This is a genomic window from Halomonas gemina, assembly GCF_023554995.1.
Taxonomy (GTDB): domain Bacteria; phylum Pseudomonadota; class Gammaproteobacteria; order Pseudomonadales; family Halomonadaceae; genus Halomonas; species Halomonas gemina.
This window is the reverse complement of the sequence record NZ_JAMJPK010000001.1, coordinates 23,531-36,691: the sequence shown is the minus strand read 5'-3', so window position 1 is coordinate 36,691 and position 13,161 is coordinate 23,531. Positions and strand designations below refer to the sequence as shown.

At 66.8% G+C, this 13,161-nt stretch carries 15 protein-coding genes; 10 read left to right on the top strand and 5 right to left on the bottom strand.

The window, feature by feature from the left end:
* Positions 1 to 127 precede the first annotated feature (127 nt).
* Positions 128 to 397 (top strand): K+/H+ antiporter subunit F, encoded by a 270-nt coding sequence (locus M8009_RS00190; protein WP_106231474.1) that lies wholly within the window; start codon positions 128 to 130, stop codon positions 395 to 397.
* A complete protein-coding gene (locus M8009_RS00185; RefSeq protein ID WP_250058752.1) occupies positions 394 to 738 on the top strand; it encodes a Na+/H+ antiporter subunit G in 345 nt (114 codons plus the stop codon). The genes M8009_RS00190 and M8009_RS00185 overlap by 4 nt, the downstream gene beginning before the upstream one ends.
* Before the next feature lie 9 nt (positions 739 to 747).
* Here M8009_RS00185 and M8009_RS00180 read toward each other — a convergent pair whose 3' ends face one another.
* Positions 748 to 1,104, bottom strand: coding sequence for a hypothetical protein (locus M8009_RS00180; RefSeq protein WP_250058751.1), 357 nt, complete (start codon positions 1,102 to 1,104; stop codon positions 748 to 750).
* Between M8009_RS00180 and M8009_RS00175 the strand changes: the two genes are divergently transcribed.
* Positions 1,078 to 1,545: a hypothetical protein gene (locus tag M8009_RS00175; RefSeq protein WP_250058750.1), complete on the top strand. Its 468-nt coding sequence runs from the start codon at positions 1,078 to 1,080 to the stop codon at positions 1,543 to 1,545. The genes M8009_RS00180 and M8009_RS00175 overlap by 27 nt on opposite strands.
* A gap of 604 nt (positions 1,546 to 2,149) precedes the next feature.
* Positions 2,150 to 2,377 (top strand): hypothetical protein, encoded by a 228-nt coding sequence (locus tag M8009_RS00170; protein ID WP_250058749.1) that lies wholly within the window; start codon positions 2,150 to 2,152, stop codon positions 2,375 to 2,377.
* 218 nt (positions 2,378 to 2,595) lie between these two features.
* Here the strand turns inward: M8009_RS00170 and M8009_RS00165 are convergent, their stop codons facing one another.
* Positions 2,596 to 3,498, bottom strand: a complete 903-nt coding sequence (locus M8009_RS00165) for a substrate-binding domain-containing protein (protein WP_250058748.1) — start codon at positions 3,496 to 3,498, stop codon at positions 2,596 to 2,598.
* A gap of 164 nt (positions 3,499 to 3,662) precedes the next feature.
* On the opposite strand from M8009_RS00165, the gene M8009_RS00160 reads away from it, so the two are divergent.
* The 3 genes from M8009_RS00160 to M8009_RS00145 all read left to right on the top strand — a co-directional run bounded on the left by M8009_RS00160 (position 3,663) and on the right by M8009_RS00145 (position 5,973).
* Complete coding sequence (locus M8009_RS00160; RefSeq protein WP_250058747.1) at positions 3,663 to 4,367, top strand: ABC transporter permease; 705 nt, start codon at positions 3,663 to 3,665, stop codon at positions 4,365 to 4,367.
* A complete protein-coding gene (locus M8009_RS19030) occupies positions 4,364 to 5,089 on the top strand; it encodes an ATP-binding cassette domain-containing protein (RefSeq protein WP_284047670.1) in 726 nt (241 codons plus the stop codon). The genes M8009_RS00160 and M8009_RS19030 overlap by 4 nt, the downstream gene beginning before the upstream one ends.
* A gap of 65 nt (positions 5,090 to 5,154) precedes the next feature.
* Positions 5,155 to 5,973 carry an ABC transporter substrate-binding protein gene (locus tag M8009_RS00145; RefSeq protein ID WP_250058746.1) on the top strand — a complete coding sequence of 273 codons (819 nt, stop codon included), beginning with the start codon at positions 5,155 to 5,157 and terminating at the stop codon, positions 5,971 to 5,973.
* An 89-nt stretch (positions 5,974 to 6,062) separates the two neighbouring features.
* On the opposite strand, the gene idi is transcribed toward M8009_RS00145, so the two are convergent.
* From idi to M8009_RS00130, 3 genes are all read right to left on the bottom strand, one after another.
* Positions 6,063 to 6,647, bottom strand: a complete 585-nt coding sequence (gene idi / locus M8009_RS00140) for an isopentenyl-diphosphate Delta-isomerase (RefSeq protein WP_250058745.1) — start codon at positions 6,645 to 6,647, stop codon at positions 6,063 to 6,065.
* A gap of 28 nt (positions 6,648 to 6,675) precedes the next feature.
* Positions 6,676 to 7,824, bottom strand: a complete 1,149-nt coding sequence (locus tag M8009_RS00135) for a phytoene/squalene synthase family protein (RefSeq protein WP_250058744.1) — start codon at positions 7,822 to 7,824, stop codon at positions 6,676 to 6,678.
* Between the two features lie 202 nt (positions 7,825 to 8,026).
* Positions 8,027 to 9,022 (bottom strand): LysR family transcriptional regulator, encoded by a 996-nt coding sequence (locus M8009_RS00130; RefSeq protein ID WP_250058743.1) that lies wholly within the window; start codon positions 9,020 to 9,022, stop codon positions 8,027 to 8,029.
* A 127-nt stretch (positions 9,023 to 9,149) separates the two neighbouring features.
* On the opposite strand from M8009_RS00130, the gene M8009_RS00125 reads away from it, so the two are divergent.
* From M8009_RS00125 to M8009_RS00115, 3 genes are all read left to right on the top strand, one after another.
* Positions 9,150 to 10,091, top strand: a complete 942-nt coding sequence (locus M8009_RS00125; protein ID WP_250058742.1) for a sodium-dependent bicarbonate transport family permease — start codon at positions 9,150 to 9,152, stop codon at positions 10,089 to 10,091.
* A 164-nt stretch (positions 10,092 to 10,255) separates the two neighbouring features.
* Complete coding sequence (locus tag M8009_RS00120; protein ID WP_250058741.1) at positions 10,256 to 11,425, top strand: isovaleryl-CoA dehydrogenase; 1,170 nt, start codon at positions 10,256 to 10,258, stop codon at positions 11,423 to 11,425.
* 124 nt (positions 11,426 to 11,549) lie between these two features.
* Positions 11,550 to 13,157, top strand: coding sequence for a carboxyl transferase domain-containing protein (locus tag M8009_RS00115; protein ID WP_250058740.1), 1,608 nt, complete (start codon positions 11,550 to 11,552; stop codon positions 13,155 to 13,157).
* Positions 13,158 to 13,161: the final 4 nt, after the last annotated feature.

Below are 13,161 nucleotides of genomic sequence, written 5' to 3'. Positions count from 1 at the left end.
ACTGTATAAATAAACATGCATAGATAGCAACCCTCTGAGAAGGAGGCAGCGAGAACAGGGTCGTCCTGGCGGACGACGCGCTATCCCTCCCCGCACTAGAAGTACGGGGTATCTCGCGCAAATTCTGATGATCGCTTTCGTGATACCGGTCGCCATGACGCTCTTCGCCGTCGCCGCCCTGCTCAACCTCTACCGCCTGGCCGTGGGCCCCGATATCGTCGACCGCATCCTGGCGCTGGACACCCTGATGATCAACAGCATCGCGCTGATCGTGCTGGCCGACATGCGGATGGGGCTCGGCGTGCTGTTCGAGCTGGCCCTGCTGATCGCCCTGATGGGCTTCGTCGGCACCGTGGCCATGAGCAAGTACCTGCTGCGGGGGGACGTCATCGAATGACCAGCATCGACATGCCGTGGACCCTGCAGCTCGTCGTAGTCGCCTTCCTGCTGTTCGGCGCCCTGGTGGCGCTGATCGGCTCCTGGGGGCTGGCCAAGCTGCCCGACTTCTACACCCGCCTGCATGGCCCCACCAAGGCCAGCACCCTGGGCGTCGGCTGTACGCTGATCGGCTCGCTGCTCTACTTCAGCCACCAGCAGGATGGCGTCTCGGTGCAGGAGGCGCTGGTGACGATCTTCCTGTTCGCCACCGCCCCGGTCAGCGCCCACATGATGGGCAAGGCCGCCCTGCGCCGGCGCCTCAAGGGCGTGCCGGGCACCCGCAACATGCCCGACCGGTAGCCCCCTCCGCTACGCCTCGGCCGCCGGCCGTGCCGAGGGCCTCTCCTGCCGCTCGTCGTCGCCAGCAATGGGGCGCCCCACGGTCAGCGCCTCGCGCAGCTCAGGCGCCAGCTCGCGGTAGGCGACATCGGCCTGGGCGCCGAGGCCATCAAGCACCTTGGTGAAGAAGGCCCGCGCGGCGGCCACGGCGACGATGTCGAAGACCTCGTCATCGACGGATCCGCCTGCTTGAGCACCCTGGCCACCCTTGAGGGTGCCGCCCGTGCCGAAGCCGGTGACCCAGGCGTGCAGGGACTCGCCACGGAAGTCGTCGAGGATTTCCCGGGCCGTGGTCTTCGAGTGCGCATCGGCGTTCTGGCCCTTCACGGCGTCCAGGGGGAGGCTCTCGAGCAGGAGGAAATCAGCGCGGGCCTGTCACCTCCCTTCGCACAGCTGGCCGGCGGCGATGCCCCCGCCACCCTGGATCTGAATGCCCTGAGAGCGCGGGGCGTCCCCTGCCTGGGGCTGGATCTCGCCCGGGGCGAGATTCGCACCGTGCTCTGGGCCACCGGCTTCCGCCCCGACTATCGCTGGCTGCAGGTGCCGGTGCTCGACCGCAAGGGGCAGCTGCGCCACCACGGCGGCGTAGTCGACGCCCCGGGGCTCTACGTGCTGGGCCTGCCGTTCCTGCGCCGGCGCAAGTCGAGCTTCATCCACGGTGCTGACGACGACGCCCGGGAGCTCTGCGCCCACTTGGCTGACTGGCTGGCCGGGGATCGCCGCCCAGGCAAGTTGCCAGAGGGGGTGCCCAGCGGCATCGGCGCCTGACCTCGCGCCGGCCCGTTCAGCCGGCGCCTTTTTCCCGCCCATTTCCCGCCCTTGTGTCAAGGTCACAGGGTATCGGATTGCCCGACGGCGCCCGCCTTCCTGGGCGCTAATGCGCGATCCTTGATGGGAAGTCCGACAAGTCCAGGGATATGCACGACGAGACGGAGACATAGCGACAAGATGGCCAGTCGGTGCTTCCGCGATTAACTTATTCCTGGTGGACTGTTCGCACCTTGAAAGCGCGAAAAGCGAGCGTTCTTGTATGCCAAGGATGCCTTCATCGGGGCCCATGAAGTGAAAAAAATCTCATATCGCAACGATTCAATTTACCCACCGTGAACTACAATTAAATAGCCCAAGCCAGGCACCTCCTGACGGCGATCATAAGCCCCTGAATACAGGCCATGCGCTTGTCTTTCTGACAGACAACGGGTCCTGCAGAGACGATTTCCTTGCTCCCTCGAGATGCTACAGGCCGATGGCACGGCGCATGCCGGCAAGGCATGGCGCCGAACGACTTACCACGGTATCGGGGAATCATTCGGCTTCCAGGATTGGCTACCGATGAGAGTTACCGCCTCGATACCTTAACGAGGCAATCACCATGAAACTCATGGCATGCAGTTCGGCCCTGGTCATCGCACTGCTGTCCCTTTCTCCCGTTATGGCGGCAGACTCGGTGTATCTGGAAGAGCGTATGAAACACCTTAACGACAAGGCGAACACATCCACCGTGGTACCGACAACGATGCAGCAACAGATGGGACCGCGCACCATGGGAGCGAGAGCGGCACCGTTGACCGTCGAGTCCCCCGAGCCCTGGTGGCATTGACACCAAGTGCCGGATATCAAGCTCCATCCAGGCAACATCATCGGGGTGCAAGCAGCACTCCCCTCAACGCCACGGCTCGCTATCGAGCCGTGGCGTCTTCCTGTTGTGCCGAGGAGAATGCCGAGGAGAATCTACAGCATGCCGGCACCCGAGTGCTCCTATTAGCGGCACATGAGGCTGTAAGAGATCGAGCCGTCTCGGCACCCTCAGGGAAATGATCAGGCGTTGTAGACCACCCGCCCGAGCTCGCCGATGTCGTAGCCGCCCAGCGCTTCGGCCCGCTCGGCGAAGCGCGGCTCGCGGACGAAGGCCAGCAGCTGCTGAATCGGCGGCTCGAAGTAGCTGCGCCGCCTGAGGGCCAGGTCGAAGGCCTCCTCATGTAGGGGCACGAAGGCCAGCCCCTGGCGGCGGGCCGCCGCCTCGACCCCGAGCCCCGCATCCGCCTCGCCCTGGCGGATCGCCAGCGCCAGGTCGTCCTCGTTGAGCGAGGGATGCGCGGTGAAGCGCAGCCGGCCGGCATCGATTCCCGCCCGGGACAGCAGCCATGCCAGCAGCCGCTGCGCCCCGGCATCGGGCTGGCGATGGGCCAGTCGCACCGCATCCCCGGCCAGGTCCTCGATGCCGGCGATGGCCAGGGGGTTGTCCGACGCCAGCAGCAGCCCCTGGCGGCGGGTCGCCCAGCGCACCATCACCAGGTCCCGCATGCCGGAAAGCCCCAGCGCCTCGGGCCGGTTGTAGCCGCCGCTGTGCTCGTCCAGCAGGTGCAGCCCGGCCACCATCGCCTCGCCGGCCAGCAGGCGCCGCACCCCGTCGCCGCTGCCGTGGCAGAGCAGCGCCAGTCCCGCCCCGCTCTCGCGCACCGCCCACTCCAGCAGCGGGTCCTGGCTGCCCGCCAGCACCACGGGCACCGGCCGGCTGCTCGCCCGGTCCCCCTCCAGGTGGTTCATCAGCCACAGGTCGATGCTCTGGCGCGGGAAGAGCAGCTTGCCGGTGACGCGCACGCAGGGCAGCGCCCCCTGGCGCACCAGGTCATAGACCTTGCGCTCCTTGAGGCGCAAGTAGTCGGCCACCTCGGCGGTGGTCAGGTAGGCAGGGGACGCGCTCCCCCGGTCGGTTTCCATGCTGCAAGACCCCTCGTGGCGCTAGAACTGTGGCGCTAGAACTGTGGCGCTAGAACTGTGGCGTTAGTACTGTCGTTATCCTGCATGGTACTGCATGAATTACTGCGTTGGATGCGTCCTCCCCAGTTAACGCACATGATGCAGGAAGACCGCAGGAGCGCACGATGCCCGACGAGCCCAACGCCTTCCAGACCGCCCTGGCACTGATCCTGGGCCGCGACCCCGACCTGATCGGGATCGTGGCGCTGTCGCTGCAGGTCTCGCTCTCCGCCGTGCTGATCGCCGCGCTGATCGCCCTGCCGCTCGGCGCGGCCCTGGCGCTGTGGCGGTTTCCCGGCCGCGGGGCGGTGGTCGTGATGCTCAATGCGCTGATGGGCCTGCCCCCGGTGGTCGCCGGGCTGGCGGTCTACCTGCTGCTCTCCCGGGCCGGGCCCCTGGGCGAGTTCGGCCTGCTGTTCACTCCCGGCGCCATGGTGATCGCCCAGGTGATCCTGGTGCTGCCGATCATCGCCGCCCTGACACGCCAGCAGGTCGAGGAGCTTCACGACGACTACCGCGAACAGCTCGCCTCGCTGGGCGTCTCCCGGCTGCGCCGCATCCCGACCCTGCTGTGGGATGCCCGCTTCGGCCTGACGACCGTGATGCTGGCAGGCTTCGGCCGGGCCAGCGCCGAGGTCGGGGCGGTGATGATCGTCGGCGGCAACATCGACGGCGTCACCCGGGTGATGACCACCGCCATCGTGCTGGAGACCGGCAAGGGCAACCTGCCCCTGGCGCTGGGCCTGGGCATCGTGCTGCTCGGGCTGGTCGCGCTGGTCAATGCCGCCGCGCATCTGGTGGGCGAGACGGCGAGGAGGCGCGTCGGATGAATGACATGGCGCAACGCCTGCCTGCCGAAATCCCGACTCTCGACCTGTCAGGCGTCGGCTTCACCCATCGCGGCCAGACCCTGCTGCACCCCCTCGACCTGCAGCTCGCGGGCTGCCAGCGCACCCTGGTGATGGGCCCCAACGGCGCCGGCAAGAGCCTGCTGCTGCGCCTGGCTCATGGCCTGCTGGCGCCCTCCCGTGGCCGCGTGAGCTGGGAGGGTCGCCCGCCCCGCCAGGCGATGGTCTTCCAGCGACCGGTGCTGCTCAAGCGCTCGGCGCTGGCCAACCTCACCTATGCCCTGGCGATCAGCGGCACACCCCGCCGTCGGCGTACGCCGCTGGCCCGCGAGGCGCTGGAACGCTTCGGCCTGGGCGCGCTGGAGAAGCGCCCCGCCCGGGTGCTCTCGGGTGGCGAGCAGCAGCGCCTGGCGCTGGCCCGGGCCTGGCTGGTGGATCCCGAGGTGCTGTTCCTCGACGAGCCCACCGCCGCGCTCGACCCGGCCGCCATCCAGGCGGTGGAAGCGGCGGTGCGCGACTTCCATCGACGCGGCACGCGCATCCTGATGACCACCCACGACCTCCAGCAGGCCCGCCGCCTGGCCGACGACATCGTGCTGCTCTTCGGCGGCCGACTGGTCGAGCACAGCCCGGCCGAGCGCTTTTTCGCCGACCCGCAATCCCCGGAGGGCAGGGCCTTTATCCGCGGCGAGCTGGTCTGGTAGCGCCCTCCCATGCACCGAGCCAGCGCACCACGCCGGCAAGCACAACGACAAGAAGGACGCGCACCATGAAGAACGCAGGACTCACCCTCGTCGCCATCGGCCTGACGGGCCTCTCGCTGGGCGTCTCGGCCCAGGAGGGCGACCGCTATATCACGCTCGCCTCCACCACTTCCACCGAGGCCTCGGGGCTGTTCGACGCCATCATCCCGCCGTTCACCGCGAAGACCGGCATCGCGGTTCGGGTGGTTGCCGTGGGCACCGGCCAGGCCTTCGAGATCGCCCGCCGCGGCGATGCCGACAGCCTGCTGGTCCACGATACCGACGGCGAAAAGCGCTTCATCGAGGAGGGCTACGGCAGCGAGCGCGCCGACGTGATGGTCAACGATTTTGTGCTCATCGGCCCGGGGGGCGACCCCGCCGGCATCGCCAACGCCGAGAGCGTGACCGAGGCGCTGTCGCTGATCGCCGAGGCCCAGACGCCCTTTGCCTCACGCGGCGACGACAGTGGCACCCACCGCGCCGAACAGCGCCTGTGGGAGAACGCGGGCGTAGAGCCGGGCGGCGAGTGGTACCGGGAACTGGGCAGCGGCATGGGCCCGACGCTGAACACCGCCGCCGGCATGAACGCCTACGCGATGAGCGACCGCGCCACCTGGGTCGCCTTCGACAACCGCCAGGACCTGGAACTGCTCTTCGAGGGCGACGAGGCGCTGTTCAACCAGTACGGCAGCATCCTGATCGCCGAGGAGCCCCACCCCCACCTGAAGCACGACCTGGCCGCGCAGTGGCATCAGTGGCTGCTCTCCGAGGAGGGCCAGGCCGCCATCGACGACTTCGAGGTGAAGGGCCAGCAGCTGTTCTTCCCCAACGCCCACCCCGACTGATCCGGCGATGACATCGCCTCACCCGCAGACCCGCAAGTGCCCGATCACATCCAGCCGGGCCATGAAAGGGCTGCTCTCCGCCATCGAGCCTATCGGGTATATCGCTTGAGCTCATCGGCAAATTCACTCCGCAAGCGCGCCCACTCCATCTTGAACCAGGGCGTATAGCATTCCGGGCGAGAGGCCAGCTCGGCATCGAGCCCTGTGGGTGATATCCAGCACCAGTTGGCAATCTCCTGACGGTTGGGGCGTGGCTCATTGTCAGTGACCCCCAGATATACCCAGCAAAGCTCATGCTCGGCTCCGCTTGAATCGTACTGGGCCTGATAGCGGAACTTGTAGAGGAAGGCGAGTTGCGCCTCGATGCCGACCTCCTGCCATAGTCGCCGGAGAATCGCCTCTTCCATGGGCTCGCCTCGGCGTGGGTGACTGCAGCAGCTGTTGGACCAGCAAAGCGACCACAGGCGCTTGCCTTCCGCCCGCTGCTGCAAAAGAAGCTCCCCGTCATGATTGAACACGAACAGCGAGAAGGCGCGATGCAGCACACCGCTTCCTTCGTGGCACTTGGCCTTGTTCAAATGCCCCAGTTCCCTGTCCTCGTCATCGACCAGGATCAGTTCCTCGTCATCGAAGGAAACGGTCTCGTCGCGCTCGCTTGAGCCAGTTCTAACCAATGGTCACCTCCTTGGCCATGATACCTGTCTACTCCTCGCCATTGCCTAGCCGAAGGCCATGACGTGCTGCTGAAGAGCCATCACCATCGGAAGGCTCGGAAGCCCATGCACTCAGTCCCGGGGGCGGGCCCGCGAGCGGCCCGAGTGGCAACCCCCGGGTCACAGCGCTGAACAGCAGCTTGAGCATCCCATCATGACGTGCCGCCAGGCTGGTACTCGCGATGGCGGCCTTGACCGTGCGGCGTGACACCTTGATCTGCCGACCCGTGCAATAGGTCGGCCGAGCATCTATCCGCCTGAGTGTGAGCACGGCCAGGCCGATGGCCCATAAGCAGAAACGCCTGATGCCCGTTTCTTTCGCTGGAACCATCAGGGTGTAGCGAAAGGCATTACGCAAATGGGCATGCGCAATACCGACCATGTATCGCAGTGCGGTGGCGAACTCCGGATCACTGCGTCCCGGCGCCAGGCTCGCCAAGTCCACGCCAAACTCCCGAAATTCCTGGCGAGGCAGCCAGCAGACGCCACGTTGCCGATCATCCCAAAGGTCCTTGAGTATATTGGTGAGCTGCAGACCCTGTCCGAACGAAGGCGCCAGGGCCAGCATCTCGGCACGCTTCTCATGCATTTCGCCTGAATGCTGACAGAACAGATCGGTGAGCATTTCACCCACGACGCCTGCCACGTAATAGCAATAGCGATCCACCTCGCCCTGGTCTGCCAAGCCCTCCAGGCTGGCATTATCCTGGTACTGGCTCATGCCCAGGCACATGATGCTCACACACTTGACCAGCGCCTGCTGTTGGGGCGCTGCGAGGCTATGGGTGCAGCGGACGACCAGTGGCGTGTTAGCCACCAACTCTCGCTCATCCGGTGAAGTGGCCTGCGAGAGTAGCGGCGTGACCTGCATGGCGAAACTCTGGGCCTTCTCCTCTCCTCTCAGCACCGCCAGAAACCGTTCATGCAAGAGGGTCTTCTGAACCGCGGAAAGCGCCGGTTCATCCTCCAGGGTGTCGGCAATACGGCAGAGCAGGTAGGCATTGGTCACGACCCTGCGCAGATCGTCCGGGAGCTGAGGGATGGTGAAGGCAAAGGTGCGTGACACCCCGCCAAGGACCTTGCCCTGATAGGCTTCTGCCTCTGCAATTCCGGAAGCGGTCGAAAGGACCTGGGCCATGGCAGTACACCCATTCATGTGTGGCGATTGACCGAGACCGGTCATCTCTCCCAGCGTGATGTGCAAGTATCGAGACAGGCTGGTCAGGCAGGCTATCACGCTGACTTTGTGAGAGTAACGACGCCCAGCCAACGTCAAGGACCCCCTACCCGGCAGCTTGTCGTGATCATTGTGCAGTGGCCCTCCTTCCGGGGTCAGGCCCTTAAGTCCCCTTAAGGGTCTGACCCCGGGGCGGAGGCCCCGCGGCCGCGTCGAGCCGTGCCAGCAGCACGTCGAGCTCGTTGCACAGGAAGCGTGACTCCACGCATTCGTCCAGGTGGCCCTGGGCGAAGCGCAGCAGCCCCAGCGCCGCATGGGGCAGGCGCCGGTCGCGGCGCATGATGAACTGCCAGTGGCTCTCCAGGGGCAGCCCCACCACCGGCAGGATCACCAGGTCCGGGTGCTCCGGCGGCAGCACATGCTCGGAGAGCACGGCGAGCCCCATGCCCGCGGCCACGCCCACGCGGATCGCCTCGTTGCTGGCCATCTGCAGGGTCGGCCCCAGGGTCAGGCCCTGCTCCTGCAGCCAGCCCTCGAAGAGCATCCGCGTGGCCGAACCGGGTTCACGCAGCAGGAAACGCTCGCCCAGCAGCTCGCTCATCGCCACCTGACCGCGGCCCGCCAGCGGATGGTCCTGCGGCGCCACGACCACCAGCGGGTTGCGCAGGAAGCGGCCGGCCCGGGCATGGGCGAGCGAAGGCGGGTGGCTGAACACGTAGAGGTCGTCGTCCTGGCGCTCGAAGCGGGTCAGCACCTGGCGACGGTTGCCGATATGCAGGGTGACGTCCACCTCGGGAAAGGCCCGGCTGTAGGGGCCAAGCAGGCGCGGCAGCACATACTGGGCGGTATTGACCAGGGCGATGGAGCAGCGCCCCCGCTCGCCTCCGCGCAGCGAGGCCAGGTAGTCCTCGAAGTCGTCGAAGCGCCCCAGCACCTCGCGGCTCGCCCGGTAGAGCTCGCCGCCCGCCTCGGTGGGCACCAGGCGCCCCTGGCGGCTCTCGAGCAGCGGCTCGCCTACCGTCTCGGCCAGGCGCTTGAGCTGCTGGGAAACCGTGGGTTGGGTCAGGTGGAGGCGTCGCGCCGCCTCGCTGATCGAGCCGGCGCGCACCACCGCCACATAGACCTGCAGCAGGCGAAAGGTCAGGTGTCGGATGTTCATCGCCGCGAGGCCTCCGGTCGCTCATAGATGATCATCCATGATGCAGTGCGATAGAGTTTATTGGAATCAATAAGCCCGGCTCCGCAGAATGCGTGGCGTTTTCTCCAAAGCCACTTGAGACCTCCCGATGCCCGATATCGTGGTGATGTTCTTCCTGCTCGGCCTGCTGGCCGGGCTGGTGAAGTCCGACCTGACCATTCCCAAGGCCGCCTACGACACCCTGAGCCTGCTGCTGATGCTGACCATCGGCCTCAAGGGCGGCATGGCCCTCTACGGTAACCTGGGCTGGTCGATCGTGCCCGAGATGGCCGCCGTGGCGGCCCTCGGCGCGCTGATTCCGCTGGTGCTGATGCCGATACTGCGCCGCCTGGTGCGCCTCTCAGCCGCCGACAGCGCGAGCCTCGCCGCCCACTACGGCTCGGTGAGTGCCGGCACCTTCGCCGTGGCGCTGGCCTTCGCCGAGGGGCGCGGCCTGCCCATTGGCGCCGAGGTCACCCTCTACCTGGTGATGATGGAGCTGCCGGCGATCATGCTGGCCATCGCCCTCTATCGCCGCTACCGGGGCTCGGAGCCCGGCGAGGCGATCACCGGGCTGTGGCACGAGACGCTGACCAATCGCGGGGTGATCCTGCTGGCCGGCGGCGTGGTGATCGGCGCCCTCTATGGCCCCCAGGAGGGCTCCAAGGTCACCGAACTGCTGATCAACTCCTTCTATGCCGTGCTCGCCCTCTTCCTGCTCGAGATGGGCCTGACCGCCGCCGAGACCCTGCGCCCGCTGCCCTGGCGCCACTGGCGGCTGCTCACCTTCGCCCTGGTGGCCCCGCCGCTGCTCTCCCTGGCCGGTCTGGCCGTCGGCCTGGCACTGGGCCTGCCCGCCGGCTCGCTGCTGATCCTCACCGCGCTCGCCGCCAGCGCCTCCTATATCGCCGCCCCGGCCGCCATGCGCACCGCCATCCCCGAGGCCAACATCGGCCTGGCGATGCTCGCCTCCCTGGGGCTGACCTTTCCGCTCAACGTGATCGTCGGCATACCGCTCTACCACCAGCTGATCACCTGGCTGGCCGGCTAAGCTTCTTGTCTTTCGACATTCGTCGTAGCCGCCAATACCTGCACTTTACGTTAACGTCAACCTCGCCTAGTCTTGTGCCATCTGCCATCTTGATGACCAACTGTTTGCCCTTGGCGCCTCGCCCGAGCGGTCGGCGCCTCACCTGACGAGAACGGGAGCCCGCCATGCATACGCCCTACAAGCCCCTCGACTTCGGCCTCGACGACGAGCTGAACATGCTGCGTGACCAGGTCAACGCCTTCGCCCGGGACGAGATCGCCCCGCGCGCCGCCGAGATCGACGAGAAGAACGAGTTCCCCAACGACCTCTGGCAGAAGTTCGGCGACATGGGCCTGCTCGGCATCACCGTGTCGGACGAGGACGGCGGCAGCGGCATGGGCTACCTGGCGCACTGCATCGCCGTGGAGGAGATCTCCCGAGCCAGCGCCTCCGTGGGCCTCTCCTACGGCGCGCACTCCAACCTCTGCGTCAACCAGCTCAAGATCAACGCCAGTGCCGAGCAGAAGGCCAAGTACCTGCCAAAGCTGATCAGCGGCGAGCACGTCGGCGCACTCGCCATGTCCGAGCCGGGCGCCGGCTCCGACGTGGTCTCCATGAAGCTGCGCGCCGAGAAGCGCGGTTACCACTACGTGCTCAACGGCAACAAGATGTGGATCACCAACGGCCCCGATGCCGACGTGCTGGTGGTCTACGCCAAGACCGACCCGGAGGCCGGCTCCAAGGGCATCACCGCCTTCATCATCGAGAAGGGCATGCCCGGCTTCTCCACCGCCCAGAAGCTCGACAAGCTCGGCATGCGTGGCTCCAACACCTGCGAGCTGGTGTTCCAGGACTGCGAGGTGCCGGCGGAGAACGTGCTCGGCGAGGTCGGCAAGGGCGTGCGGGTGCTGATGAGCGGCCTGGACTACGAGCGCACCGTGCTCGCCGCCGGCCCCATCGGCATCATGCAGGCGGCGCTGGACATCGTGGTGCCCTACGTCCACGAGCGTAAGCAGTTCAACCAGGCCATCGGCGAGTTCCAGCTGGTGCAGGGCAAGATCGCCGACATGTACACCACCCTCAACGCCTGCCGCGCCTATCTTTACGCTGTGGCCGCCGGCTGCGACCGCGGCCAGGCCTCGCGCAAGGATGCCGCCGGCGTGATCCTCTACTGCGCGGAGAAGGCCACCCAGGTGGCGCTGGACGCCATCCAGCTGCTCGGCGGCAACGGCTACATCAACGAGTACCCCACCGGCCGCCTGCTGCGCGATGCCAAGCTCTACGAGATCGGCGCCGGCACCAGCGAGATCCGCCGGATGCTGATCGGCCGCGAGATCTTTAACGAATCGGCATGATCGGTGACTTCTCGCTGTAGGAGCCTTGCGTGCAAGGCGATGGCAACGGGAGCTTATCGCGCTGCAAGCAGCGCTCCTACAATGCGCCAGTGAGGCGCTGGTACCAGACTGCAAGGGATCGGACATGAGCATCCTCCAGACCCAGATCAACCCCCGCAGCGACGTCTTCCAGGGCAACGACGTCGCCATGCGCCACGAGGTCGGCAAGCTGCGCGAGCTGACCGCGGCCATCGCCCAGGGCGGCGGACAAAAGGCCCGCGAGCGCCACGAGTCCCGCGGCAAGCTGTTCGTGCGCGACCGCATCGACCACCTGATCGACGAGGGCTCGCCCTTCCTCGAGTTCTCGTCGCTGGCCGCCCATGAGGTCTACGACTCGGCGATTCCCGCCGCCGGCGTGGTCACCGGCATCGGCCGCGTCTCCGGGGTGGAGTGCGTGATCGTCGCCAACGACGCCACGGTCAAAGGCGGCACCTACTTCCCGCTCACCGTGAAGAAGCACCTGCGCGCCCAGGAGATCGCCCGCAAGCACCGCCTGCCGTGCATCTACCTGGTCGACTCCGGCGGCGCCTTCCTGCCCCGCCAGGACGAGGTCTTCCCGGATCGCGACCACTTCGGGCGCATCTTCTACAACCAGGCCACGCTCTCCGCCGAGGGCATCCCGCAGATCGCCGTGGTGATGGGCTCCTGCACCGCGGGCGGCGCCTACGTGCCGGCCATGGCCGACGAGTCGATCATCGTCAAGGAGCAGGGCACCATCTTCCTCGGCGGCCCGCCCCTGGTGAAGGCTGCCACCGGCGAGAGCATCAGCGCCGAGGACCTGGGCGGCGCCGACGTGCACGCCAAGGTGAGTGGCGTGGCCGACCACTACGCCGAGAACGACGCCCATGCCCTGCAGCTGGCCCGCGGCTGCGTCTCGCGGCTCAACTGGCAGAAGCGCGGCCAACTCGCCATGCAGGCGCCGAAGCCCCCGCGGCTCGACCCCAGCGAGCTCTACGGCATCGTCGGCACCGACCTCAAGAAGCCCTACGACGTGCGCGAGGTGATCGGGCGCATCGTCGACGACTCCGACTTCGACGAGTTCAAGCGCTACTACGGCGACACCCTGGTCACCGGCTTCGCCCACATCCAGGGCTACCCGGTGGGCATCGTGGCCAACAACGGCGTGCTGTTCTCGGAGAGTGCCGTCAAGGGCGCGCACTTTATCGAGCTCTGCGCCCAGCGCAAGATCCCGCTGATCTTCCTGCAGAACATCACCGGCTTCATGGTGGGCTCCAAGTACGAGCACGAGGGCATCGCCAAGCACGGCGCCAAGCTGGTCACCGCGGTGGCCTGCGCGAAGGTGCCCAAGTTCACCGTGCTGATCGGCGGCAGCTTCGGCGCCGGCAACTACGGCATGTGCGGCCGCGCCTATGACCCCAACCTGCTGTTCATGTGGCCGAATGCGCGCATCTCGGTGATGGGTGGCGAGCAAGCCGCCGGCGTGCTCTCCCAGGTCAAGCGCGAGCAGATCGAGCGCGAGGGCCGCGAGTGGACCAAGGAGGAGGAAGAGGCCTTCAGGGCGCCCACCCGCGAGCAGTACGAGCACCAGGGCCACCCCTACTACGCCAGCGCCCGGCTGTGGGACGACGGGGTGATCGACCCGCTGCAGACCCGCGAGATCCTCGGCCTGTCGCTGGCCGCCGCCATGAATGCCGAAGTGGAAGAGACCCGCTTCGGCGTGTTCCGGATGTGAGGTC

Excerpts from the sequence above, each read along its gene's own strand:
- M8009_RS00190 (WP_106231474.1), top strand. The coding sequence starts at position 128 with ATGATCGCTTTCGTGATACCGGTCGCCATGACGCTCTTCGCCGTCGCC.
- M8009_RS00135 (WP_250058744.1), bottom strand. The coding sequence starts at position 7,824 with ATGGCCCAGGTCCTTTCGACCGCTTCCGGAATTGCAGAGGCAGAAGCC.
- M8009_RS00185 (WP_250058752.1), top strand. The coding sequence starts at position 394 with ATGACCAGCATCGACATGCCGTGGACCCTGCAGCTCGTCGTAGTCGCC.
- M8009_RS00125 (WP_250058742.1), top strand. The coding sequence starts at position 9,150 with ATGCCCGATATCGTGGTGATGTTCTTCCTGCTCGGCCTGCTGGCCGGG.
- M8009_RS00120 (WP_250058741.1), top strand. The coding sequence starts at position 10,256 with ATGCATACGCCCTACAAGCCCCTCGACTTCGGCCTCGACGACGAGCTG.
- M8009_RS00170 (WP_250058749.1), top strand. The coding sequence starts at position 2,150 with ATGAAACTCATGGCATGCAGTTCGGCCCTGGTCATCGCACTGCTGTCC.
- M8009_RS00145 (WP_250058746.1), top strand. The coding sequence starts at position 5,155 with ATGAAGAACGCAGGACTCACCCTCGTCGCCATCGGCCTGACGGGCCTC.
- M8009_RS19030 (WP_284047670.1), top strand. The coding sequence starts at position 4,364 with ATGAATGACATGGCGCAACGCCTGCCTGCCGAAATCCCGACTCTCGAC.
- M8009_RS00160 (WP_250058747.1), top strand. The coding sequence starts at position 3,663 with ATGCCCGACGAGCCCAACGCCTTCCAGACCGCCCTGGCACTGATCCTG.
- M8009_RS00130 (WP_250058743.1), bottom strand. The coding sequence starts at position 9,022 with ATGAACATCCGACACCTGACCTTTCGCCTGCTGCAGGTCTATGTGGCG.
- M8009_RS00165 (WP_250058748.1), bottom strand. The coding sequence starts at position 3,498 with ATGGAAACCGACCGGGGGAGCGCGTCCCCTGCCTACCTGACCACCGCC.
- M8009_RS00115 (WP_250058740.1), top strand. The coding sequence starts at position 11,550 with ATGAGCATCCTCCAGACCCAGATCAACCCCCGCAGCGACGTCTTCCAG.